The organism is Kribbella sp. NPDC005582 (genome assembly GCF_040605415.1).
Lineage (GTDB): Bacteria > Actinomycetota > Actinomycetes > Propionibacteriales > Kribbellaceae > Kribbella.
In genome coordinates, this window is sequence record NZ_JBEXCU010000002.1 from 1257518 (window position 1) to 1278428 (window position 20911).

Here is a 20911-nt window from a genome sequence, read left to right on the forward strand (position 1 = left end):
TCATCGAACCGTGACTTGGATGATTACCGGAGGCGCGGGCTACATCGGATCGCATGTCGTGCAGGCAATGCTGGAAGGCGGCATGGACGTGGTGGTGATCGACGACCTGTCTACAGGCTTCGCGAATTTCGTCCCCGCAGACGTGCCGCTTGTGCGATCCTCGATCCTCGACCGTCGCGAACTGGAACAGACGATCGCGAAGTACGGCGTCGAGGGCGTCATACACGCCGCAGGATTCAAGTATGCGGGGGTTTCCGTGCAGCAGCCCTTGCATGTCTACGCCCAGAACGTCACTGGCACCGCCACCCTCCTCCAGGCGATGCTCAACGGCAACGTCGACAAGTTGGTCTTCTCCTCCTCGTGCGCCACGTTCGGGTCACCCGATGTCGATGAGGTGACAGAGACCACGCCGGCACGTCCAGAGAGTCCGTACGGCGAGTCAAAGCTGATCGGCGAATGGTTGATCGCCGATGTAGCCCGCAGCAGCCAGCTGACTCATACCTCGTTGCGTTACTTCAACGTGGTCGGATCGGGTCACGCCGGTCTGTACGACGCAAGCCCGCACAACCTCTTCCCACTGGTCTTCGACGCGCTCACCAGCGGAGTGACACCGACCATCTTCGGCGTGGACTACCCGACACCGGACGGCACCTGTGTCCGCGACTACGTCCATGTCGCGGACCTGGCACATTCCCACCTGATCGCCGCACAGAAGCTTGCTGCAGGCAAGCATCTTGAACCGGTCTACAACCTTGGATCCGGAACCGGGTGGAGCGTGCGACAGGTCATGGACACGATCCGCGAGGTGACCGCCATCGACTTCACACCGGCGATCCGGCCACGACGCCCGGGAGACCCGGCACGGATCGCCGCGAGCGGCGAGCTTGCCCGCCGGGATCTGGAGTGGGTCATGCGACACGATCTCGAGTCGATGGTGCGGTCGTCCTGGAGGTCACGCCTCGCTGCTGGTAGCGCGTCCCCCGTCGGCGACATATCGCCGTAGCACGTCGAGTTGTGGTTCTGGCTGGAAGCCGGCCGCCCGGAGCTTGTCGAGCACAAGCACTGAACGGGGTGGCCTCGGCGCGACACCGTTGTTTGCTGCGGAGTACACCTCGGTCGAAGTCGCACGGACGTCTCCACTGCAGCGACCGGACTGCTCGAAGATCTCCGCCGCGATCGCATGCCGCGACAATGGTTCACCTGAGTTGGTGCAGTTGTAGGTGCCGTACTCCGCGGACCTCAGCAGGTGCTTAGTGGCCGCAGCCAGCGTCTCTGTGCAGGTGAGCCGGCCGATCTGATCATCCACAACCTCGGCGTCGATGCCGCTTTCTGCTAAACGCTTCATGCTGCGTACAAAGTTCTCACCGTCTCCGATCACCCAAGACGTACGCAGCAGGTAGTGGCGGGGCACCGTGGCCACCGCCACCTCGCCAGCGGCGACGGACTGTCCGTGCACGCCAAGAGGCGACGGCGTCTCGCCTTCGGTGTGTTCTTCAGTCGTACCGTCAAAGACATAGCCAGACGAGTAGTGCACCAGCGTCAACTGATGTTCACGGGCAACCGCTGCAAGTCTGGCCACACCCGATGCGTTGACGGCCCACGCCTTTCGGCGGCCATCTGGGAGCTCTGCGGTGTCGACATCGACGCCGACACCAGCGTTGAGTACGACGGCATAGTCGCTCCACGGCCATGCTGCGACTGCGTGCTCGGACGTGATGTCCAGCTCGGATCGGTCGACAGCGTCGGCGTCGGGGAACACCGCTGCCAGCGCGCGACCCAACTGGCTGCTCCGGCCCAGGATCAGCCGCTTCTTCGGTTGGACGGGGGTAATGTCGGTCAGTCGCGGGTGATCACGGTCCTTCTGCGAGATCACCACCGCATCCGAGTCGAGCGGTATCGGCCAGGGAATGGCGATTGTCTCGTCGGCGAGGTTCAGTGTCTGGTATTGCCTGCCAGGCACGAAGTGGCCGTTGTTGAGATAGCTGAAGACCGTGCCGTTCTCGAGTGCTTGGTATGAGTTGCCGACCCCGCTCGGAACGAAGACCGCAACGTCCGGCCCGAACTCCAGATGGACAGTGGCGCCGAAGGAGTCGCCCTCTCGCAGGTCTACCCAGGCAGCGAACATCCGGCCGGTGGCCACGGATACGAATTTGTCCCATGGCTCGGCATTGATCCCACGGGTGACGCCGCGGGCCGCATTGAACGACATGTTGTTCTGCACCGGTCCGAAGTCGGGCAGGCCTAGCGCCGTCATCTTCGTGCGCTGCCAGTTCTCCTTGAACCAGCCGCGCGAGTCCGCATGGACAGGCAATCGGAGGACCAACAGACCAGGGATGGCAGTCTTCGCAACCTGAGGCTCAGTCATCACATCGGCCCTTTCGAAGCAGTGAGTTCACTCGGCGAGGTGGAGTAGACAAGCCTGGACAACGGCTCGGCCTCACACCCACGGTTTTTCTTCGGCTGGTGGTGCGATCGGCCGAAGCCGATCAGCTCCACGCCGTGGTCAAGCCCGTATTCGAGGGTCGCCAAGTAGCCGGCAACGTGGTAGAGATCACGGTGGCCCGCCATGCCGGAAGCGAGCCCGATGCTGAGCCCATCGAGGTAACGGCCGGAGCTGCACAGCACTGCGACTGCAACGAGCTCATCGGCGATCCGGGACTCGATCGCAAAGAATTCACCCTGCCGGACAGTCAAGGACTTGAGCCGGAATGCCGCCACACGCGCCGAGGTCGGTTGACCGTTCCGTTGCTCCACTGACGAGAGCAGGCGTCCGTACTCGTCCTCGTGCCCGGCCACGGGCACGCACCGGCTCACGACCCCGAGCTCTTCGCGGGTCCGGAGGTCATGACGCCACGTTCCACGCGCCTTACGGGGAAGGGAGGCAAGGAAAGATTCCAGGTCGGTCGCACCCTGCAGCGGTAGCGTGTACCAGGCGTCAACGGCCGGCTGCGAGCTGATCAGAAACGGTGCAGCCGCCGTCGCCAACTCAAGCTGTGCGTACGGTGTCATGGCGTACGCGCCCTGGTCGTAGGCGCGGTCGAGCGCCTGCCGAAGCAGTGCCTGGACAGGCTGCTCCCGACCACCGGTGGGTGTCACCGCGGCTCTGCCGTGGGCCATGCCTCCGCCGACGAGGTGCACCGGGCCCGAGTCAGGGAGTCCGTAGGCGGCGCGGAACTCAGTCGAGTAGGTCGCTACCTCGGAGATCTCGACACTGACCAGTCGGCACTCGACGCCTGGGCTTTCGGACACGTACACCTGGGCCGATGTGCGCCGATCTCCGGTCGCGGCCGACAATTCATTCTCGATCGTCAGATCCGCCAGTGGGACATGAGGACTCGGCATGGGCTTCAGTGCGCGACAGCGAGCTGGTGAGCCGCCATCGCGTTGAGCGCCGTTCGATCCAGCTTTCCCCGTGCGCCGACCGGGAGAGTGTCGAGGGTCACTAGATGTTTTGGGATCGCAACCGCCGGCAGAGTGGCCAGCAATTGCTGACGAATCTGCCGTACGTCGACCTCCACGCCACTCACCACGAAGGCGACCAGGACCGGACCGGCATCGGACGGCGCGACGCCTACCGCGGTGTCCAGCCCGCCGACCGCGTTCCGGAGCGCCCTCTCGATCTCTTCGGGTTCGAGTCGCATACCACCGACCTTCAGCTGGAAGTCGACCCGACCTCGATAGTGGAATAGCCCGTCTCGCCGTGCGACCCGATCTCCAGTCGCGTAGTAACGCCGACCGTCCACCGACGGGAATCCCTCGTCGGACGAGCGTCCTAGATAGCCGGACGAGAGACCAGGCCCCGAGATCCACAATTCGCCCTCGCTGTCGCCATCCAGCGACCGCCCCGCTGCGTCGACGATCACGGCTTCCGTGCCTGGGATCGGCGTACCAATAGGTACTGGCGACTCGATACCGGAGCACCGGTGGGCGAGGCACCAGACGGTTCCCTCGGTCGGACCGTACTCGTTGTAGATCGTTGCGTCGGGCAATCGCTTGGCCAGCTTCGTCAGCAGAGCAGCGGGAAACTCCTCTCCGCACACGATCAGGCTTCGCAACGACTTCAGTTCATTGTCCCCGGCTCGGTCGACCAGCAGCTCCGCGACCCGTGGCAGGACCAAGGTTGCCGTAACGCCGTACTCGGCGCACGCCCGTACCGTCGATGCCGCATGCCCAGGAATCGGACTCGGGACCACCAGATGGCCACCGGTGGCCAGGGCCCAGTAGATGCCGGCCACCGATGTGTCGAAGGAAGGAGACGAGCACAGCATCAGGACCGGGCGCTCGGGCTGATCGTCGCGGTAGAAGGCCACCCTTGTCGCCGTTGAATACGCGAGCGCAGCACGGGAAACCACAACGCCTTTGGGAGTTCCGGTGGATCCACTGGTGTACATGATGTATGCCGGATGATCGGCGGGCGCCTCGACCCAGGACCGCGCGTGCGAACCCGTCACGGAGGCACCGACGCGACGCCCGTCACTGAGTGCATGGAGCACCGGGGCTCCGTTGATGCCCAGCTCCATCACGTGGCTGCAGCCTGCGTCCTCGATGATCCGTTTCCGCCGCTCCTCTGGGAGGCGGACGTCGAGAGGTACGTAGGCGCGGCCGGACGCCAGCACCGCGACGAAGCCCACAGGGACCCAGCGAGACAGCGGCAATGCGACGGCGACCGGCGCCTGAGACGTGGCGTGATCATCGAGCAGAAGTTCGGCCAGCCCAGACGCGTGGGCATGCAACTGGGCATAGGTGAGGGATCCGTAGGCGTCAGTGACGGCCAGTTCGTCCGAGGCCACGTCCAGTGCTTTCGTCAGCAGGTGGGCCAGCGACGCAGCGCCCGCTGGATCCTTTGCACCAGGCACGAAGCTCATGCGACCTCACTCTCTCTGATTAATGACACAGCAGCCCATTGCGCTATGGGCTGTGCTCCGCGCAGCAGCTTCGGCGTCGGCGATGTAGGGCCTAATCGCAGCATGCCGATTCCCCGCTCGGCCGCAACCTGCATCGGTGCGTACACCAGCGCAATTGCGTACAGCAGACGACGGTGATCCGCGTCGTCCGGAACTCCGAACTCCAGCGGCTCGAGCCGGCCGTTGCCGGATCCCATCAGCACCACTCCGTTCAGGCAGTCGGCTGAATCCCAGATTCCGAACGCTGCCGGCTCCTCGATGTTCGTCACCAAGTGCCGCAACCGCATCCGGAGCAGGCGCGGATCTTCAGGCGCGCCGCGTCCAGCCTTCACTGCGGAGATCAACCTGATGCTGCGCTCCCCGAGCAGGTCCTCGAAGGACAGCGGTCCGTAGCGCAACCCACACGCGCTGAGGCGACGCAGATCGCTCTGGATGACACGCCGTTGCTGACGAGCCAGGGAAGTGGAGTACTCGCGTACCCCGCCGGCAGGAACCGGCAGTAGGTAGTCGTCGCCAATGCGTGAGACCGTGCTACTTTCGAGCGTTGCGCTTGGACGGCTCGGCAAGTACAGCGCGACATTGTGCAGCCTCAGGGTCAGGGCGACCTGTTGGCTGGCAGCCAACAGCAACTCCCACACGTCGTACGCCTGGCTGTAGAGGAAGTCCAGCGTAGTGCTGGAGATTCCTCCGACCAGCAGGCAGGCAGCTGCAGACATCGGGGCGAGCTGAGCCACTGAGGCCCTGCCGAGAACCGCTCCAGGATCTCGGCTGGGGGCCGGGAACAGGATCGAGCGTGGTCTCGACACAGGGATGGCCGCATGCACGACTCCGTTCGCCTCGGCGGTGATCAAGGCGGACTCGTGCCGCGCCTCGCGGAGCACGCCTGCGAGCATCGCTGGTGTCGCGATGCACGACGAGGACCTGAGAGAACCTGCCTGACGCAGTGCCTCTCCCGAGCGTACGTGAAAGCTGAGTGCGCCCTCGGCCGGCATTCCTGGGACGGGCCGATCCAGGAGTTGGTGCAGTTCCGTCATTGCTCCGGCGACACCAAGGCACCGATGATCGCCCCGAGCGTCCCGTCGACGAAGAGAGTCTCGACCGGGATCTCAATTCCCGTCTCGGTCTCGAGCCGTTGCAGAAGCTCCAGTGCGAGCATGGAGTCACCGCCGGACTCGAAGAAGTTGTCGGACTCGTCAGCAGCCTCGACCTGCAGCACGTCGCGCCAGGTGTCCACCGCCACTGTTCGCATTCTCATCCACAGTCCTAACTTCAGAGGGATTCGACGGATGGTTCGCCGTCGTTGATCAGGTGGTCAGCCGCTACGCCCAGCGGCTCGAATCCGATCCGTGCGTAGATCCGATTGGACACCGGGTTGTCGGTATCGGTGTAGAGACAGACGCGGCCACCCTGGTCGATGACGAGTTGCGATGCTGCCGCGACCGCCGCGGCGGCGTAGCCATGACCACGATGTTCGGTGGGGGTGTAGACAGGGCCGATTCGTCCGACCCCGAAGGCCGGCCAGTTGATCCCGGTGAGATGTACAACGAGGCTGTCGTCGTTCTCCCAGAGCGACACCCGGCCATCGGCGATCCGGTCAAGCATTTCCTGGAGGCTGTGACCTGTCCCTGCGGCACCGTTCTGGGTCCTGCCGGTCTGCTGCCGGGCGGCAGAGTCGAAGTCGTTGAACCAGGCCAAGCACAGCTCGGCGTCGTCGGGCCCGGCCGGCCGGAGCCGCCCGGCGACGCCGCGCGGGGGCTTCAGGCTGCCGAGCTCCCACACTCGCGACGCCATGGCTTCGACCACCGTGCCGCCCCATAGACGCGCCGCTTCCTCTGCGCAAGCTCGGGCAGCGGGCAGCGCCCCATTGGCGCCGCCCGGATGCTCACCGCGCCGGTGAAGGACACGGGCCAGTTCCACGGCCGCCTCAGGCGGGGTGGGAGCGAGGAACACCGGCCTCGGTTCGACCGGCCAGATCCGTATCGCTGCACCCACTACCTCTCCGACGCCGTCCCGCGCCAAGGCGAGCCAGTGGTCGCCCTGGGCCAGGACTCCTCTGCCGATCGATCGTTGCGCACCGACAGCGATGACATTCGCCTCGACCGGATGTGCTGCCAGGTAGGGTGCTGCGTCGCTCAGGAAGACAGCGGGATCCTTGTGAAAATGCCAGGAGTAGTTGATGGGCACCGGTCAGCAGGCCCCGACGAGTCGGATGGTGCCGGCAACGAGGGTCTCGGCATTGCGCTGACCCAGCGGGCGCAATGCGTTCGGGTGACGCGGCAATTCCGGGCAGGTACAGCTGCCAGACACGTGCGGTCCCAAATCTGCGGATGAACACGTGACGCCAATATGCCTCGCCACATCCAGGCCAAAGAGAATATGACTCGCCGGACTTTTACTTCGCGCCGGACAGGGCGGTTTCGAAAGAAATTTGGCGCGTTGGAAACAACTGGTCAGGTCGGCGCCAGAGAAGCAACCCGACTTCCTGGCCGAGCGGCTGTCCGGCTGGATGGTTGCCGCCAGCCCGACTTGCAGCGCCTGGAAGAACTCGCGTCGCTCATCCGGATTCCCGATTCGCCGGGCAGCTTGAACACTCGACGAGACAAGCCGATAGATATGACCGCTCGACGACATTCTCGGAAGACCTTCCCATGAGTTTCTGGCAACCGACGTGATCGCCCCGGGCGGCCACCACCGAGAGGAGACTATGTCATGACGGATGCCGCTTCTAGCCAGTTCGGGGCCGCCGCCGATGTCAAAAGGTGCAAATCCGGCCGAACCCCGCCCCACGCACCTGATTTCCCCTGGCCACGGCGGATAGTGGAGTCATGAAAGAACCTGAGAGCGGACGTCCATCGCTGCGATCGGCAGTTGAGGAAGCCTGGTCGCTGGCGACGGGTGCACGCGTCCTGCAACCGGACGCTGCGTTCGCGGCCACGGTGGACAACGACGTCGCGGAGAAGATGGCGGTTCACCTGACCGGCGCGCTGGACGTACCAGTGCAGACCACTACGGTGGTTCGTGGCAGCTCCCTGCGCCAACTCGTGCTGATGCTCGACGAAGCGCTAGGGGAGAGGGGAACTCCGCTATCCACCCAGCTGCCCAACTGGCGACGGCCCTCCGTCTCGCAGCACGACGTACTGCAGAATCCTGCAGCCTACCTGCCGACGATCCCGCACACCTTCCTGATCGAGGGTCAGCTGAACGTTCGCACGTTTCTGCAGGCGGTCGAGCAGGTCATCGACCTGCATCCCATCCTCCGTACGCGATACAAGTGCGTCGACGGACTGACTGGTTCGCGCACGGAGCCGGGCGCGCGAGCTGCCGTCAGCTTCGAGGACGTCAGAGGACCGGCCGCCGAGGCCCGGTTGCGGGCCTGGGCGCTGGATCGCTCTATGGTGCGTTTCCACTACGGGATGTCGCCGCTGGCGGACTTCAGCCTCCGCAGGTTCGACGACCGGCTCTACGGGTTTTCCCTGGTGATCACGCATCTGATCTGTGATGGCTGGTCGATAGAGAATCTGATGGCCGACATCTCGCGGAACATCCTGGAGGCGACGGGCGCTGGGGAGGGCGCGTCATCGGTCGATCCCAAGGATCCGCTCGATTGGGCTGAGGAGCAGCAGGCCTTCGCCATCAGCCCCGCGGCCGATACCCTCGTTGACCGCTGGAAGGCGAGGCTCGGTCACGATCCGGCAGTGTTGGAGGTGACACTCCCCCAATGGACCGGCTTGGACAGCGGCGCTCCGCGTGAGTCGTCCAGGTACCTGTCCCGAGCAGATGAAGACGCCGTGCGAGCCTACGCGCGGACGCAGCGGGCGACGTTGTTCACTGTGTTCGCTGCCGCCACCGCGTACTCGTTCAAGGAAGCATCGGGCCCCCGACTGGTACCGATCTACACCAGCTTCGCCAACCGGAGAACCCGCGCTGAGGGTCGCATGGTCACCTGGGCAAGTGGGGGAATTTACGTTCCGGTACACGTAGGTGCCGATGACACGACGGGAAGCCTGCTCCGCCAGACGCAGATCGCCACCGCACAGTCGATGAAGGACGGCAGGTTGTCCATGTGGCACGTCCGGCGCGCGATCTGGCCGTACGACCTGGGCTCGGCGAGAGGGCCGACAAGCTTGGTAGTCAACGTCAACCGCCCCCGTGCCGGCGGGCTGGTGCTGCCCGGCGTGAAGGTCGCTCATGTCCCGGTCCCGCCCACGGGCACCGTGCGCGGGTTGACGTTATGGGTGAACGACATTCCGGGACGCCTATCTCTGCAACTCCTCTCACCCGCCGATGCCTATCCGGCCCAGATCCAGGAAGCCTTCCTCGAATCGATCTGCCGAACGGTGCTGGCGACTGCCCGGGCGGCACAGTAGTAGGAGCGGACGCCACGTCTCAGGGTCCCACCTGAGGATCTGCAGGGCCGGGTCTTGGCGGCACGAACCATTGCGTTGCCGCGACTGGCCCCAGAGCGAACGCTCAGGTGCCTCGGAGCTCCACTCAACTCGCGAGCCGGGTTTCCTGGAACGTGAACCCCAGCGGGGGTTCGGCGTCTCCGCCGAAGGCTCCCGACGACGTAGGGCATCGGTGGCTCATGGCGTTAGACCTACTCATAGACCGGCTAACGCGGTCACCGGGTGCCTTGAGCCAGATGCCACAGGCAGTGCACGCGCTTGGCCAAGCCGACAGGCTTCCTCGCCGGCAACCTTCTCGATGTACATGATCGACGATGCCCCGCCGGGGTAGGTGTAGACACGGCCCAGCGTGACGAACCGGTCATGGCTGTCCGAACGCTGAGAACCATTTCGTCCAGGAGGTGGTCGATCCGCATCCCTCAGTTCAGCACCGCGGTCCCGTCTGCTATCTCCACAAGGTTCGTCTGGGGCCGCTGGCAACGAATTTCTCCTCCACGTTGACTTGGGGTTGTTGGACTGCGACGAGGCGCATGGCGTCGCAATGGCGCGAATAGGCGGCTAGGCGCGGTGGCGTCGGGATGACCGAGCACACGAGCCGTCAACCTGTCGCCGGTGCCGTCAGTCGGCGGTCAATATCCTGTTCTTCGCTGGCACCAGGTGGACCGGCAACGTTTTCGGGCCGTTCACTACGATGGACGGGAGGAAGGTCGGCTCTGCGGCCTGCACAATCCTGTCGAAGCGTGCGGCGATCTCGGCATAGAGGATGTGGAGCTCGGCGCGCGCGAGAATGCCGCCGATGCAGAAGTGCTCGCCCGTCCCGAGGGATACGTGTCGATTCGGCGTCCGGCGGATGTCGAACGTGTCCGGCGCCGCGAACACGGCCTCGTCCCGGTTGGCGGACGGTATCCACAGCGTCACTCGCTCGCCGGCACCGATGGTGCGGTGCCCGATCCGCACCTCCCGCAGCGTGGTCCGAAGCAGGTGCGTCGGTGTCGAAGTCCACCGCAGCACCTCCTCCACCGCGGTCGGAAGCAAACCCGGCTCGCTGCGGAGCATTTGCCACTGGTCCGGGCTCCGGAGGAGCTGCAGGAATCCACCCGACCCCGCGATCCGCACATTCTCCGTACCGCCGATGAAGAGATTGTCACAGGTGAGGAGCAGATCACGCTGAGGCAGTCGTCGGCCGTCAACCTCGGCAGTGGCGAGGACACTGATGATGTCGTCGGTTGGGTCGCGGCGCCTCTTGTCGATCAGTTTGCCGAGGTACCCCATGAGCTGGGCGTGGGACAGACGACGGTCGTCGGCGTCTTCAGAGCAGAATGCCCGGCTGGTGATCTCGAAGAGGTGTTCGCGGTCCTCGTCCGGGACCCCCATCAAGTGACAGATCACGTACAGCGGGAGCCGCGCGGCGACGTCGTTGACGAAGTCGACGGTCCCCTTCTCAGCCGCATCCTCAAGGAGGGCCGCCGTCATCGTGCGGATGGTCGGCTTCAACCGGCGGACCGCGCGCTCGCTGAACCAGTCCTTGACCAGGCCTCGAAGCTGGCGATGTCGCGGCGGGTCCGTCAGGGCGAGGGTGCGACCGCCACCGGGATCCTTCCCATGACTCGTCGGCCGAAGCAGGATCCCCTCAGCGGAGCTGAAGTCTTCCGTGTTGGCCAGCACGGACACTGTGTCGTGGTAGCTCGTGAGAGCCCAGAATCCCGGCATGCCCCGGGAGGGTTCGTGCCAGTGCACAGGATCGTGGTGGCGCAGCCAGCGCCACGTCTCGTACGGGTCACCAACCGCGTACAGTTGCGGGTCGACCAGGTCGATCTGCGCCGGCCGCTCACTGCGGTCGGCTGCCGGAAGTGACGTCGTCATGGCGGTCAGCCCTTCAGGTTGGGGAAATACGATTGCAAGCCGCCGGTACGGCGGATGTCGACCGTGCATTCACAGGAAACTTCGGCCGGACGGATACCCGTACGTGAACTGAGTGCGATCGCCCGGAAGCCGGGAAGGTGTTCATTGAGATCCACCGACTGAGCTCCGCCGTACCGAAGGAGGCACCTCGGCCCCACGGCGTCGAAGCACCGCTCGGCGTCACTCAGGGCCGCGTTGGTGTCGGCATCGAAACCGCGGCCCTCCCGCATCGAAGTACTCCGTCACGAGTGGGTGGGACCGCAAGTACTCGAAGAACAGGCTCTCCCCGCCGTCATAGGAGGTGACGACAGGAGTCGAGTGAGCATGGCGGTGCCTCCGACCGATGTGCGGGATGGGACAGGCTGGACCGAGTCAGTGGTGTGAAGCGGGGTGAAGTTTTTCTCAATGGTCCAGGTTAGTTCGGAGACGTGATTCGGATCGACTGAATTGCACCTTGTTGCAGGCCGCAAGGTTCGTCCGGCCGCTGGCAACGAGCTTCTCCTGCTCGCCGGCCTGAAGTTTGTTGTACTGCGTCGTAGTTTCAGTTCGGGAGGGCTCCTAGGCTGCAGGCCAACTTTGAATCACCTCTGCCAGCGGCTCCTCGGCGCGCTCACGCACGAACATGTTGGGCGTTGTGCGGCGCGCAGTCGCGAGCACGTTGGAACCTGATGAACTACCCAACTGTCGCGCGGAATGTCTCACGAGCGTCTCACAACACGCCCGCACTGCAGCGCCCAAGCCGTCACGTTCTGCACGCCACTCACCTGGTTGTGGTCCAGGTGGTCGCGGGTTCAAGTCCCGTCACTCACCCTCGGCGATGGCGACTCGTGTCCGCGGAAAGCGCGGACCGGGTCGCCTCGGCATTTTGTGCGCCTTCGCTTCGCTCGGCTGCTGGGGCTGGGGTCGTCTTGATTGCTTCTGGCTTTGGCTGGGCTCACCGGCATGGGGTCTCCAACGTCGGCGGGCGGAGCCTGAAGATACCGGGGTCACACCGCCGACGTCATTGCAGTTGCCGGAGTTTGCAGGTTGTTGCGACTAGGGGCGGGGGCGCGGTCGGCTAGTGGTTGGTTGTGGTTTGGAGTTGGGTGAGGGCGTTGGGGATGCCCTTGGTCCAGGTGGGGCCGTGGCCGGGGAGGACGTACGGGGCGTCCAGGTGGGCCAGGCGGTGGAGGGATTGTTGGGCTTGGGTGGGGTTGAGGGTGAAGGGGGCGGGGGTGGGGCCTTCGGCGCCGGTGAGGACGTTGCGGGTGGTGAGGGCGTCGCCTACGAAGAGGGCGCCTAGGGCGGGGACGTGGATGGTGATGCTGCCTGGGGTGTGGCCGGGGGTGTGGATGATGCGGGGTGAGCCGGGGGCGTCCAGGACCTGGTCGTGGGTGATCGGGGTTACCTCGGTGACGGGTGGGATCTTGAGGCCGCCGTGGCGGGCGGAGTACCAGAGGAACTTCGTCAGTGGGACGACCTTCACGGGGCCCCAGCCTGAGTTGGGTTTGCGGACCTCGAGGCTGGCGCGGTCCATGTCGTCCTGGTGCACATAGACCGGTACGCCGTGTTCGCGGTGCAGGCGGGCCGCGAAGCCGATGTGGTCGGTGTCGCCGTGGGTGAGCACGAGCGCCTTGATGTCGGCGAAACTGCGGCCGATGGCGGCGAGTTCGGCGGTCAGCATCCGCCAGTAGCCGGGCAGGCCGGCGTCAATGACGGTGATGCCCTCGTCGTCCACGACCAGATAGCTGTTCACGATGTCGCTGCCGATCCTGTGCAGCCCGGGTGCGATCCGCATCCGCCCCACTCTCCCTCACTCGTCCTAGACGCAACGACCTGTTGCGTTAAGGATGATTGCATCGGGTCGCCCGAAATGCAACGATGTGGTGCGTTAAGGATGGACCAGCGATTGGGGGCGGGATGAACTCCAGCCGGCCGGGCGGCCGCAGCGCCCGGGTCAAGGCCGCCGTACATCAGGCTTTGCTGGACGAACTGGTCGAGAAGCCGTACGGCCGGATCGGGATCGAGTCGGTCGCTGCCCGCGCCGGGGTTCACAAGACGAGCGTCTATCGCCGCTGGGCGACCCTGGAGACGCTTTTCGCGGAGGTGGCGGAGGAGCTCGCCGTACGGGAGGTTCCGGTCCCCGACACCGGCTCATTGGTGGGCGACCTGCGGACGGTGATGCGGTCCTCGGTCCGCCTGTTCAAGGATCCGTACGGCGCCGCGATCTCGAGGGTCCTGGTCGCCGAGTCGGACCACTCGCCGGCGCTGGCAGAGATGAGCCAGCGGCACTGGGAGCGTGGTGTGGCGAACCTCCGGCCAGTCTTCGCGCGTGCCAGAGCTCGCGGAGAACTAGGCCCCGAACCGACCGACGAGCGGCTCGTCGAGGCGCTCTGGGCGCCGCTGTACCTGCGTCGGCTCGTCAACCGCAAGCCGCTCACCTACGCGTACGTCGACACCGTGATCGCCGACGTACTGGGCTGACGACAGGATCAGAAGACCAGGGTCATGATCCAGGTGACGAAGGCCAGCAGACCCACTGCGAAGGTGACGGCCACGACGACGGCGTAGGCGAACCAGGAGCTTCCATTCACAGACATCATCTTGCCAGGGGTGTGACCTAATCCTGCGGTGGGTGCGTCTAGGGGGTGTGGGCCTAGCGCTGGAGGGTGGATGAAGGGGATTGCGGAGTTCGAGGAGTTCGCTCGGGCTCGGGTGGGTCCGTTGTACCGGACCGCATGGTTGTTGTGCGGGGATCGGCATCATGCCGAGGACCTGGTGCAGGAGACCTTGGCGAACATGCTGAAGGTGTGGGGGCGGGTCGATACGCCGGAGGCTTATGCGCGGACCGCGCTGGTGCGGACGTTCGTTTCGCAGCGGCGGCGGCGGAGCTGGTCGGAGCGGCCTACGTCGGTTGTGCCTGAGACGTCTGGGCCTGGGGTCGATGTCGACCTGCGGGTGGCCTTGCAGGGAGCGCTGAGTGAGCTGGCTCCACTCGATCGCGCCGTGTTGGTGCTGCGGTACTTCGAAGATCGCAGCGTCGAGCAGGTGGCGCTGGATCTTGGGAAGAAGCCGAGTGCGATCACCACGCGGACGGCGCGAGCGCTGGAACGGTTGCGGGCAGTGCTCGGGAACGACGTCGCGCAGTTGATCGCTCAGTGAAGAGGAGAAGTTGTGAACAAGCTTGATGATCAGCTGCCCGAGCTGATGACACGGGCCACTGACGGGCTCGAGCCGGAGTCGGTCGATCTGGTGGAGCGCAGCATGGCGCAGGGCGTTCGGCTGCGCCGCCGCCGGAGCGCGGTGGCCGGCGTGGCCGCGGGAGGCGCCGTACTGGTGACGATGGGGCTGGTCGTGGCCGGGGTGCAGCACTTCGACCAGCGTGGTGGCTCCCAGCCGCTGGTCGCCGGTCCGCCGGTGGCCTCCAAGCCGACGAGTGCTCCGTCCGGTCTGCCATCGGCTGATCCGACGAAGAAGCCGAAGCCCGGGGGCCCGATGTTGAAGACCCTGCAGTCGCTACTGAAGGGGCCTGGGCGGACACTGAGCGCGCCCGAGTCGTGGGGCAGCGAGGACGAAGGGTTCTTGGCCGCAGCGACGGTGGTCGACGACGGCAAGGGGAAGTCGCAAGTGCAGGTGCTGACCCAGCGGATGCTGCTCCCCGGGCCTCCGACCTGCAAGGGCGTCCCCGGCTGCACGAAGCGGCCGGACGGTTCCACGATCAGGTCACAGCAGCTCGGTCATGAGCGCGACGGGGTGCTGTCGAACTTCGTCGAGATCACCTGGAAGGACGGCCGGTTCATCGGACTGACCAGCTACAACGCGGTCAGCGAGAAGGACAGCAAGCCGACCCGCGCCAAGCCGATCCTGACCGTTGCGCAGCTGACCGAGCTGGCCGGGAGCAAGCAGTGGAAGTACCCGGTCAAGGCCTCCAAGTAGCAGACCCGGCTCAGGTCAGGCACCGCGACGGCAGGTCGAACCAGCGCAGGTGGTCGAAGTCGGAGTTGACCGAGCCCTCGGTGTCGGCGTTGCGGTCCTGGCTGGTCGAGAGCAGTTCGCGGGCCTCGGCCAGGTAGTCCTGGAGCGCCGACTCCGGCGCGGTGTGGTCGTGCCGCGGGTAGCGGAGCTTGCCGTCGGCGTCGTAGCCGACAGCGGACAGCCGCATCGGCGGCTCCACCGGTCCACGGTGGTGCCGCCACAGGCCGTTCGTGGGGTTGAACCGGTAGTCGCCGAGCAACCGCGCGCCGCCCTCGGCGACCAGCTTGACCGCTTCCACGACGTACGAGAAGACGGCCTCGGAGATGAAGTAGTTGAAGTTGACCCGCACCCAGCCGGGTTTGATGCCCTCGCAGCCGTGCAGGATCTCCTCGGCGAACTCGGCCGACCGCGCCAGGTCGATGCCCAGCAGCGAATGCCCGTACGGGCCCGCACAGGAACAGCCGCCGCGGGACTGGATGCCGAACAGGTCGTTCAGCAACGCGACCACGTAGTTGTGGTGCAGGTAGCGGCCGGACGGCGCCTTGACCACGAACGACACGATCGACAGCCGCTCGGAGTCCAGGTTGCCGAGGATCTCGATGTTCGGTTCGCCGCGCCAGGCCTCGACCGCGCGCCGCAGGTACGAATCCTCGTGCGCCCGGATCACCTCGATCCCGACCGCCTGCTTCAGCTGGAACGCGAGGCCGGCCCGGATCGACCCGATGATGTCCGGCGTCCCGCCCTCCTCGCGATGCACCGGATCGTCCAGATAACGGTGGGCGGTCGGGTTCACGAAGGCGACCGTGCCACCACCCGGCACGTCGGGCACGCGGTTCCGCAGCAGCTCCCGCCGAGCCACCAGCACGCCCGGGGTGCCCGGTCCGCCGATCAGCTTGTGCGGACTGAGGAAGATGGCGTCCTTGTACGACAACGGATCCTCGTCGCGACCGCCGTACATGTCGATCTCGACGTACGGCGCGGCCGCAGCGAAGTCCCAGAACGACAACGCCCCGTGGCGATGCAGCAGCGCGGACACCCGGTGCGTGTTGCTGACGATGCCGGTGACGTTGCTCGCGGCCGAGAACGAGCCGATCTTGAGCGGACGATCGGCGTACTCGATGAGGCGCGCCTCGAGCTGCGGGATGTCGATGTGCCCGTCGGCGTCCTGCCTGATCGTCACCACGTCGGCGATCGACTCCCGCCAGGGCAGTTCGTTGGAGTGGTGCTCGTAGGGCCCGATGAAGACGACCGGCCGCTGCTCGGCGGGGATGTGGTCGCTCAGGTGATGCTCGTCATCGAGCTGGGCCGGCACTCGCAGCCCAAGGACACCGACCAGTTTGTCGATCGCCCCGGTCGCACCGGACCCGCAGAAGATCAGCGCGGTCTCGTCGTCGCCGCCGACGCTCTCGTGGATGATCCGGCGCGCGTCCTCGCGCAGCCGCGTGGTCTGCAAACCGGTGCCGCTCGACTCCGTGTGCGTGTTCGCGTACCGCGGCAGGACCTCCTCGCGGATGAAGTCCTCGAGGAAGCTGAGCGCTCGCCCGGACGCCGTGTAGTCGGCGTACGTGACCCGCCGCGGCCCGTACGGCCCCGGCATCACCTGGTCGTCCCCGATCACCGAAGCACGGATCCGCCGCAGTAGCGGCGACTCCGGCGGCGCCCCGTCGACGTTCATGGTAAGGATCATGGCATGACATTTTCCGGTGAGCTCTGGAATCGCGGCGGAGCCGCTGTCTACGAGCAGATTGTCCGACATCCGTTCATCACCGGGCTGACCGACGGGACGCTGGATCACGACGCGTTCCGCTACTTCATCGTCCAGGACAGTCACTACCTGCGCGCGTACTCGCGCGCCCTCAGCCTGGTCTCTGCGCGAGCGACGGACGAGGATGCGGTCAGCATGTTCGCACTGCACGCGGCCAACGCCATTGCTGTCGAGCGGGAGCTGCACAGCTCGCTGCTGGGTTCGCTGGGGCTCACCACCGCCGATGTCGAGGCTGCGGGGTCCAAGCCGACCACAACGGCGTACATGTCGTATCTGACGGCAGTCTGCGCCACTGGCACGTACGCCGAGGCCGTGGCCGCCGTACTGCCTTGCTACTGGATCTACCGGGACGTGGGGCGTGAGCTGCTGAAGCGGTCGTCGCCGGACCCGGTCTACCGGCAGTGGATCGAGACCTACGGTTCTGACGAGTTCAATGCAGTGGTCGAGTCAGTGCTCGCTGTGACCGACGGCCTAGACGTGGGGGCGTCTGAGCGGGAGCGTTGTCACCAGCACTTCGCGACCACGTGTCGCTACGAGTGGATGTTCTGGGACGCCGCGTACACCAAGCTCGATTGGCCGGTCTGACAGATGGACTTCTACGACGTCGTGATCGTCGGCGGCGGGCACAACGGCCTCGTCGCCGCCACCTACCTGGCGCAGGCCGGACTGTCCACGCTGGTGCTCGAGCAGCAGCCCCACACCGGCGGTGCGGCGGTCAGCCAGCAGGTGTTCCCCGGTGTGGACGCCCGGCTGTCGCGGTATTCGTATCTGGTCAGCCTGCTGCCGGACAAGATCGTGGCCGACCTGGGGCTGGCGTTGCAGCTCCGGTCGCGCGCAGTGGCGTCGTACACGCCGGTACGTCGCTCTGGTCGCGACCTGGGCCTCATGGTGGAGCGCCCGGAGGGTGCGGCGACCCGGGAGTCGTTCGCTCGGCTCACCGGCAGTGACGCCGAGTACGACGCCTGGACGGCCTTCTACGGCGCTGTGGGCTCACTGGCCTCGGTCATCGCGCCGACTCTGCTCGAACCGCTGCAGTCCGCCGAGACGCTGCGCTCCCGAGTCGACCCTGCGCTCTGGGACGAGTTGATCGAACGCCCCCTCGGTGAGTCCGTCGAGCGACGCTTCGCCGACGACACCGTCCGTGGCGTCGTGGCGACCGACGCGGTGATCGGCACCTTCGCCGGACTGCACGACCCGTCCCTGATCCAGAACCGCTGCTTCCTCTACCACCTGATCGGCAACGGCACCGGCGAGTGGCGAGTGCCCGTCGGCGGCATGGGCGCAGTCACCGACGCCCTGGCGTTCGCAGCCCGCCGCGCCGGCGCCTCACTCGTCACCAACGCCTCCGTGACGTCGATCGAGGTCGACGGCGTCCGCGGCTCGGTCACCTGGCTCGGCGGCGACGGAGAGCGCTCCGTCGACTGCTCCTACGTTCTGTCCAACGTCGCCCCGGCCACTTTGGACACACTGCGTGGCCGTGAAGTTGCGGCGAAGCCCGAAGGTTCGCAGCTCAAGATCAACCTGCTGCTGTCCCGCCTCCCCGCCCTCCGCTCCGGTGACGACCCCACCCGCGCCTTCGCCGGCACCTTCCACATCGACGAGGACTACACCCAACTCGAGACCGCCTACCGCACCGCGGCCGCCGGCACGCTCCCCGCCGTACCGCCGTCGGAGGTGTACTGCCACTCCCTCACCGACCCCTCCATCCTCTCCCCCGAGCTGATTGCCTCCGGCCACCACACCCTGACCGTCTTCGGCGTCCACTTCCCCGCCCGTTTGTTTGCCTCCGACAACGAATCCGCCCGCGCCGAAGCCACCCGCCGTACCCTGGCCGGCCTCGACGCCTACCTCGCCGAACCCCTCGCCGGCTGCATCGCCACCGACGCCGACGGCAACCCCTGCATCGAGGCCAAAACGCCGTACGACATCGAAGAATCCGTCGGCATGCCCGGCGGCCACATCTTCCACGGCGACCTCCAATGGCCCTGGTCCACCGACCCCACCACCGTCGGCCGCTGGGGCACCGAAACCGACACCGCCAACCTCCTCATCTGCGGCTCCGGCGCCCGCCGAGGCGGCGCCGTCTCCGGCCTCGGCGGCCACAACGCCGCCATGACAATCCTCTCCCGCTAACCGATTTCACATCTCCCCAAATCCCCTGCTAAGCTCCTCTTCGTTCGCAAGCACCACCACAAAAGAACATGCGCCGCTAGCTCAATTGGCAGAGCAGCTGACTCTTAATCAGCGGGTTCGGGGTTCGAGTCCCTGGCGGCGCACAAACACCGAGGCCCGGGCAGACATCGCAATCTGCACCGGGCCTTCGTGTGTCTCCGTGCACCTCTTATGCACCTCATATCCCCAGAGCTCACCTGGTCCAGCTTTACGTGATCGTGACTGTGCGTCAGATCACATCACTTCGCATCCTTGCCCCGATCTCGGATTCATGCACCCGACATCCGTTGAGCAGCCAGTTGCGACATGGACTGGAGGCTTGAGATGGGATCCGGACGACCACCGTTGCCAATCGGCTCCTGGGGCAAAATCTCGTCCCGGGTACTGAAGACCGACGCCAAGGGCAAGGCGACCCAGTACCTCGCGAAAGCTAACTTCCACGACCACGACGGCCACGTCCGAGACGTCTCAGCCACCGGGCGGAACAAGACTGCCGCGGAGCAGGCCCTCCTCGTCAAACTGAGAGACCGCGCCAAGGTCAGCCAGGCTGGCGAGCTCACCGCCATGGACAAGATCGGCAAGCTACTCGACCTCTGGGAGGAGAAGTTCACGAAGCTGGTCGCGGCCGGCACTCGCTCACCAACCTCCTACGACACCTACCAGCGCGTCACTCGTCTTCACATCCGACCCGCAATCGCCGGGCTCCGCATCGGTGAGGCCACCACTCAACGGCTCGACAAAGTCATCTCCAAGATCACCGAGAACGCCGGCGCCTCCACCGCCAAGACCGCCCGCGCCATCATCTCCGGCGCAATGAGCCTCGCCGTCCGCTACAACGCCATCACCGTCAACCCAATGCGCGAGATCGAAGCCATCGAAGCCGCCCCCAAGAACCCACCCCGAGCCCTCACCGCCGAAGAAGTAACCCTCCTCCGCAAAAGCCTCGCCGCCGACCCACGCGCCGTCGACGCCGACCTCCCCGACCTCGTCGCCTTCATGCTCGGCACCGGCGTCCGCATCGGCGAAGCCCTCGCCGTCACCTGGTCCCAAGTAGACCTCGAAGCCGGCACCGTCGAAATCACCCACACCATCGCCCGAGTCCGCGGCCAAGGCCTCATCCGCAAAACCACCAAGTCAACCGCCGGCCAACGCCTACTCCCCCTCCCCCACTGGCTCATCGCCATCCTCCGCGCCCGCCAAGCCACCGGCTTCCGCCTCGACGACCCCGTCTTCCCCGACACCACCGGCAACTTCCGAGACCCCTCCAACACCCGCCGCCACCTTCGCACCGCCCTCTCTCCCATCGGCAGCACCGCCCGCCGCAACCTAGGCCTCACCCTCCGAGCCCTCCGCCGCACCACCAAACAAACCCGCAAAGACGTCGCCACCAAGATCGGCTGGCCACAACACCGAGTCGAACTCATCGAAACCGGCCGCATCAAACCCACCACCGACCTAGTCACCGAACTCATCGCCGCCTACGGCCTCACCCTCGCCGACTCCTCCGACCTAGTCACCCAACTCGAAGCAGCCACCCAACCCGCCGACTCCGACCGACTCTCCTGGATCCGCTCCCACGCCCTCCGCAAAACCACCGCCACCGCCCTCGACGCAGCCGGCCACACCGCCCGCCAAGTAGCCGACCAACTAGGCCAAACCAAAATCTCCATCACCCAAGACGTCTACATGGGCCGCAAAGTAGCCAACCCAGCCGCAGCCGAAGCCCTCGACGACGCCTTTGGCGACCTCGACATGGGTTAGCTAACCGCGGCCTGCATCCTGGGTGTCGCACCAGTCATGAGCGGGTT

The 20911-nt window shown here is 65.7% G+C and carries 18 protein-coding genes and 1 tRNA gene; 10 read left to right on the top strand and 9 right to left on the bottom strand.

Annotation, left to right across the window (positions count from 1 at the left end; translation table 11 throughout):
* Nucleotides 1-10: 10 nt before the first annotated feature.
* Complete coding sequence (gene galE, locus ABZS29_RS17570) at nt 11-1003, top strand: UDP-glucose 4-epimerase GalE (RefSeq protein ID WP_355463010.1); 993 nt, start codon at nt 11-13, stop codon at nt 1001-1003.
* Here galE and ABZS29_RS17575 read toward each other — a convergent pair.
* The 6 genes from ABZS29_RS17575 to ABZS29_RS17600 form a co-directional block, all read right to left on the bottom strand.
* Nucleotides 953-2365, bottom strand: coding sequence for a bifunctional dTDP-4-dehydrorhamnose 3,5-epimerase family protein/NAD(P)-dependent oxidoreductase (locus ABZS29_RS17575; RefSeq protein ID WP_355463012.1), 1413 nt, complete (start codon nt 2363-2365; stop codon nt 953-955). The genes galE and ABZS29_RS17575 overlap by 51 nt on opposite strands.
* Entirely contained in the window at nt 2365-3342 is a 978-nt protein-coding gene (locus ABZS29_RS17580; protein WP_355463014.1) for a hypothetical protein, read from the bottom strand. Before ABZS29_RS17580 ends, ABZS29_RS17575 begins: the two co-directional genes overlap by 1 nt.
* Before the next feature lie 5 nt (nt 3343-3347).
* Nucleotides 3348-4865, bottom strand: coding sequence for an amino acid adenylation domain-containing protein (locus ABZS29_RS17585; protein ID WP_355463016.1), 1518 nt, complete (start codon nt 4863-4865; stop codon nt 3348-3350).
* On the bottom strand, nt 4862-5620 hold the full coding sequence (locus ABZS29_RS17590; RefSeq protein WP_355463018.1) for a hypothetical protein: 759 nt from the start codon (nt 5618-5620) through the stop codon (nt 4862-4864). Before ABZS29_RS17590 ends, ABZS29_RS17585 begins: the two co-directional genes overlap by 4 nt.
* A 314-nt stretch (nt 5621-5934) precedes the next feature.
* A complete protein-coding gene (locus tag ABZS29_RS17595) occupies nt 5935-6159 on the bottom strand; it encodes a phosphopantetheine-binding protein (protein WP_355463020.1) in 225 nt (74 codons plus the stop codon).
* 14 nt (nt 6160-6173) lie between these two features.
* Nucleotides 6174-7088, bottom strand: a complete 915-nt coding sequence (locus ABZS29_RS17600; RefSeq protein ID WP_355463022.1) for a GNAT family N-acetyltransferase — start codon at nt 7086-7088, stop codon at nt 6174-6176.
* A 752-nt stretch (nt 7089-7840) separates the two neighbouring features.
* On the opposite strand from ABZS29_RS17600, the gene ABZS29_RS17605 reads away from it, so the two are divergent.
* A complete protein-coding gene (locus ABZS29_RS17605; RefSeq protein WP_355463023.1) occupies nt 7841-9271 on the top strand; it encodes a condensation domain-containing protein in 1431 nt (476 codons plus the stop codon).
* Nucleotides 9272-9928: 657 nt separating this feature from the next.
* Here ABZS29_RS17605 and ABZS29_RS17610 read toward each other — a convergent pair.
* A complete protein-coding gene (locus ABZS29_RS17610) occupies nt 9929-10783 on the bottom strand; it encodes a cytochrome P450 (RefSeq protein ID WP_355463025.1) in 855 nt (284 codons plus the stop codon).
* A gap of 252 nt (nt 10784-11035) precedes the next feature.
* Here ABZS29_RS17610 and ABZS29_RS17615 point away from each other — a divergent pair, with 252 nt between their 5' ends.
* Nucleotides 11036-11164: a hypothetical protein gene (locus tag ABZS29_RS17615; protein WP_355463027.1), complete on the top strand. Its 129-nt coding sequence runs from the start codon at nt 11036-11038 to the stop codon at nt 11162-11164.
* A 1105-nt stretch (nt 11165-12269) separates the two neighbouring features.
* Here the strand turns inward: ABZS29_RS17615 and ABZS29_RS17620 are convergent.
* Nucleotides 12270-12989 carry an MBL fold metallo-hydrolase gene (locus ABZS29_RS17620; protein ID WP_355463029.1) on the bottom strand — a complete coding sequence of 240 codons (720 nt, stop codon included), beginning with the start codon at nt 12987-12989 and terminating at the stop codon, nt 12270-12272.
* Between the two features lie 122 nt (nt 12990-13111).
* On the opposite strand from ABZS29_RS17620, the gene ABZS29_RS17625 reads away from it, so the two are divergent.
* The 3 genes from ABZS29_RS17625 (at nt 13112) to ABZS29_RS17635 (ending at nt 15127) form a co-directional block, all read left to right on the top strand.
* Nucleotides 13112-13675, top strand: a complete 564-nt coding sequence (locus ABZS29_RS17625) for a TetR/AcrR family transcriptional regulator C-terminal ligand-binding domain-containing protein (RefSeq protein ID WP_355463031.1) — start codon at nt 13112-13114, stop codon at nt 13673-13675.
* Nucleotides 13676-13864: 189 nt separating this feature from the next.
* A complete protein-coding gene (locus tag ABZS29_RS17630) occupies nt 13865-14353 on the top strand; it encodes a SigE family RNA polymerase sigma factor (protein ID WP_355463033.1) in 489 nt (162 codons plus the stop codon).
* A gap of 12 nt (nt 14354-14365) precedes the next feature.
* On the top strand, nt 14366-15127 hold the full coding sequence (locus ABZS29_RS17635) for a hypothetical protein (RefSeq protein ID WP_355463035.1): 762 nt from the start codon (nt 14366-14368) through the stop codon (nt 15125-15127).
* Between the two features lie 10 nt (nt 15128-15137).
* On the opposite strand, the gene ABZS29_RS17640 is transcribed toward ABZS29_RS17635, so the two are convergent.
* Nucleotides 15138-16841 carry an aminotransferase class V-fold PLP-dependent enzyme gene (locus tag ABZS29_RS17640; protein WP_355463037.1) on the bottom strand — a complete coding sequence of 568 codons (1704 nt, stop codon included), beginning with the start codon at nt 16839-16841 and terminating at the stop codon, nt 15138-15140.
* Nucleotides 16842-16856: 15 nt separating this feature from the next.
* Between ABZS29_RS17640 and tenA the strand changes: the two genes are divergently transcribed.
* The 4 genes from tenA to ABZS29_RS17660 all read left to right on the top strand — a co-directional run bounded on the left by tenA (nt 16857) and on the right by ABZS29_RS17660 (nt 20864).
* A complete protein-coding gene (gene tenA, locus ABZS29_RS17645) occupies nt 16857-17516 on the top strand; it encodes a thiaminase II (protein WP_355463039.1) in 660 nt (219 codons plus the stop codon).
* A gap of 3 nt (nt 17517-17519) precedes the next feature.
* The gene (locus ABZS29_RS17650) at nt 17520-19064 is read left to right on the top strand and encodes an NAD(P)/FAD-dependent oxidoreductase (RefSeq protein ID WP_355463041.1); all 1545 of its coding nucleotides are present in this window, start codon (nt 17520-17522) and stop codon (nt 19062-19064) included.
* 70 nt (nt 19065-19134) lie between these two features.
* Nucleotides 19135-19207 (top strand) — tRNA-Lys (locus ABZS29_RS17655).
* A gap of 220 nt (nt 19208-19427) precedes the next feature.
* Nucleotides 19428-20864, top strand: coding sequence for a tyrosine-type recombinase/integrase (locus ABZS29_RS17660; protein WP_355463043.1), 1437 nt, complete (start codon nt 19428-19430; stop codon nt 20862-20864).
* The last annotated feature ends 47 nt before the right edge of the window (nt 20865-20911 follow it).

Bases quoted from the DNA above. Each gene is read 5' to 3' on its own strand.
- ABZS29_RS17575 (WP_355463012.1), bottom strand. From the start codon at position 2,365: ATGACTGAGCCTCAGGTTGCGAAGACTGCCATCCCTGGTCTGTTGGTC.
- ABZS29_RS17580 (WP_355463014.1), bottom strand. From the start codon at position 3,342: ATGCCGAGTCCTCATGTCCCACTGGCGGATCTGACGATCGAGAATGAA.
- ABZS29_RS17585 (WP_355463016.1), bottom strand. From the start codon at position 4,865: ATGAGCTTCGTGCCTGGTGCAAAGGATCCAGCGGGCGCTGCGTCGCTG.
- ABZS29_RS17590 (WP_355463018.1), bottom strand. From the start codon at position 5,620: ATGTCTGCAGCTGCCTGCCTGCTGGTCGGAGGAATCTCCAGCACTACG.
- ABZS29_RS17595 (WP_355463020.1), bottom strand. From the start codon at position 6,159: ATGAGAATGCGAACAGTGGCGGTGGACACCTGGCGCGACGTGCTGCAG.
- ABZS29_RS17610 (WP_355463025.1), bottom strand. From the start codon at position 10,783: ATGACGGCGGCCCTCCTTGAGGATGCGGCTGAGAAGGGGACCGTCGAC.
- ABZS29_RS17620 (WP_355463029.1), bottom strand. From the start codon at position 12,989: ATGCGGATCGCACCCGGGCTGCACAGGATCGGCAGCGACATCGTGAAC.
- ABZS29_RS17625 (WP_355463031.1), top strand. From the start codon at position 13,112: ATGAACTCCAGCCGGCCGGGCGGCCGCAGCGCCCGGGTCAAGGCCGCC.
- ABZS29_RS17630 (WP_355463033.1), top strand. From the start codon at position 13,865: ATGAAGGGGATTGCGGAGTTCGAGGAGTTCGCTCGGGCTCGGGTGGGT.
- ABZS29_RS17640 (WP_355463037.1), bottom strand. From the start codon at position 16,841: ATGAACGTCGACGGGGCGCCGCCGGAGTCGCCGCTACTGCGGCGGATC.
- tenA (WP_355463039.1), top strand. From the start codon at position 16,857: ATGACATTTTCCGGTGAGCTCTGGAATCGCGGCGGAGCCGCTGTCTAC.
- ABZS29_RS17650 (WP_355463041.1), top strand. From the start codon at position 17,520: ATGGACTTCTACGACGTCGTGATCGTCGGCGGCGGGCACAACGGCCTC.
- ABZS29_RS17660 (WP_355463043.1), top strand. From the start codon at position 19,428: ATGGGATCCGGACGACCACCGTTGCCAATCGGCTCCTGGGGCAAAATC.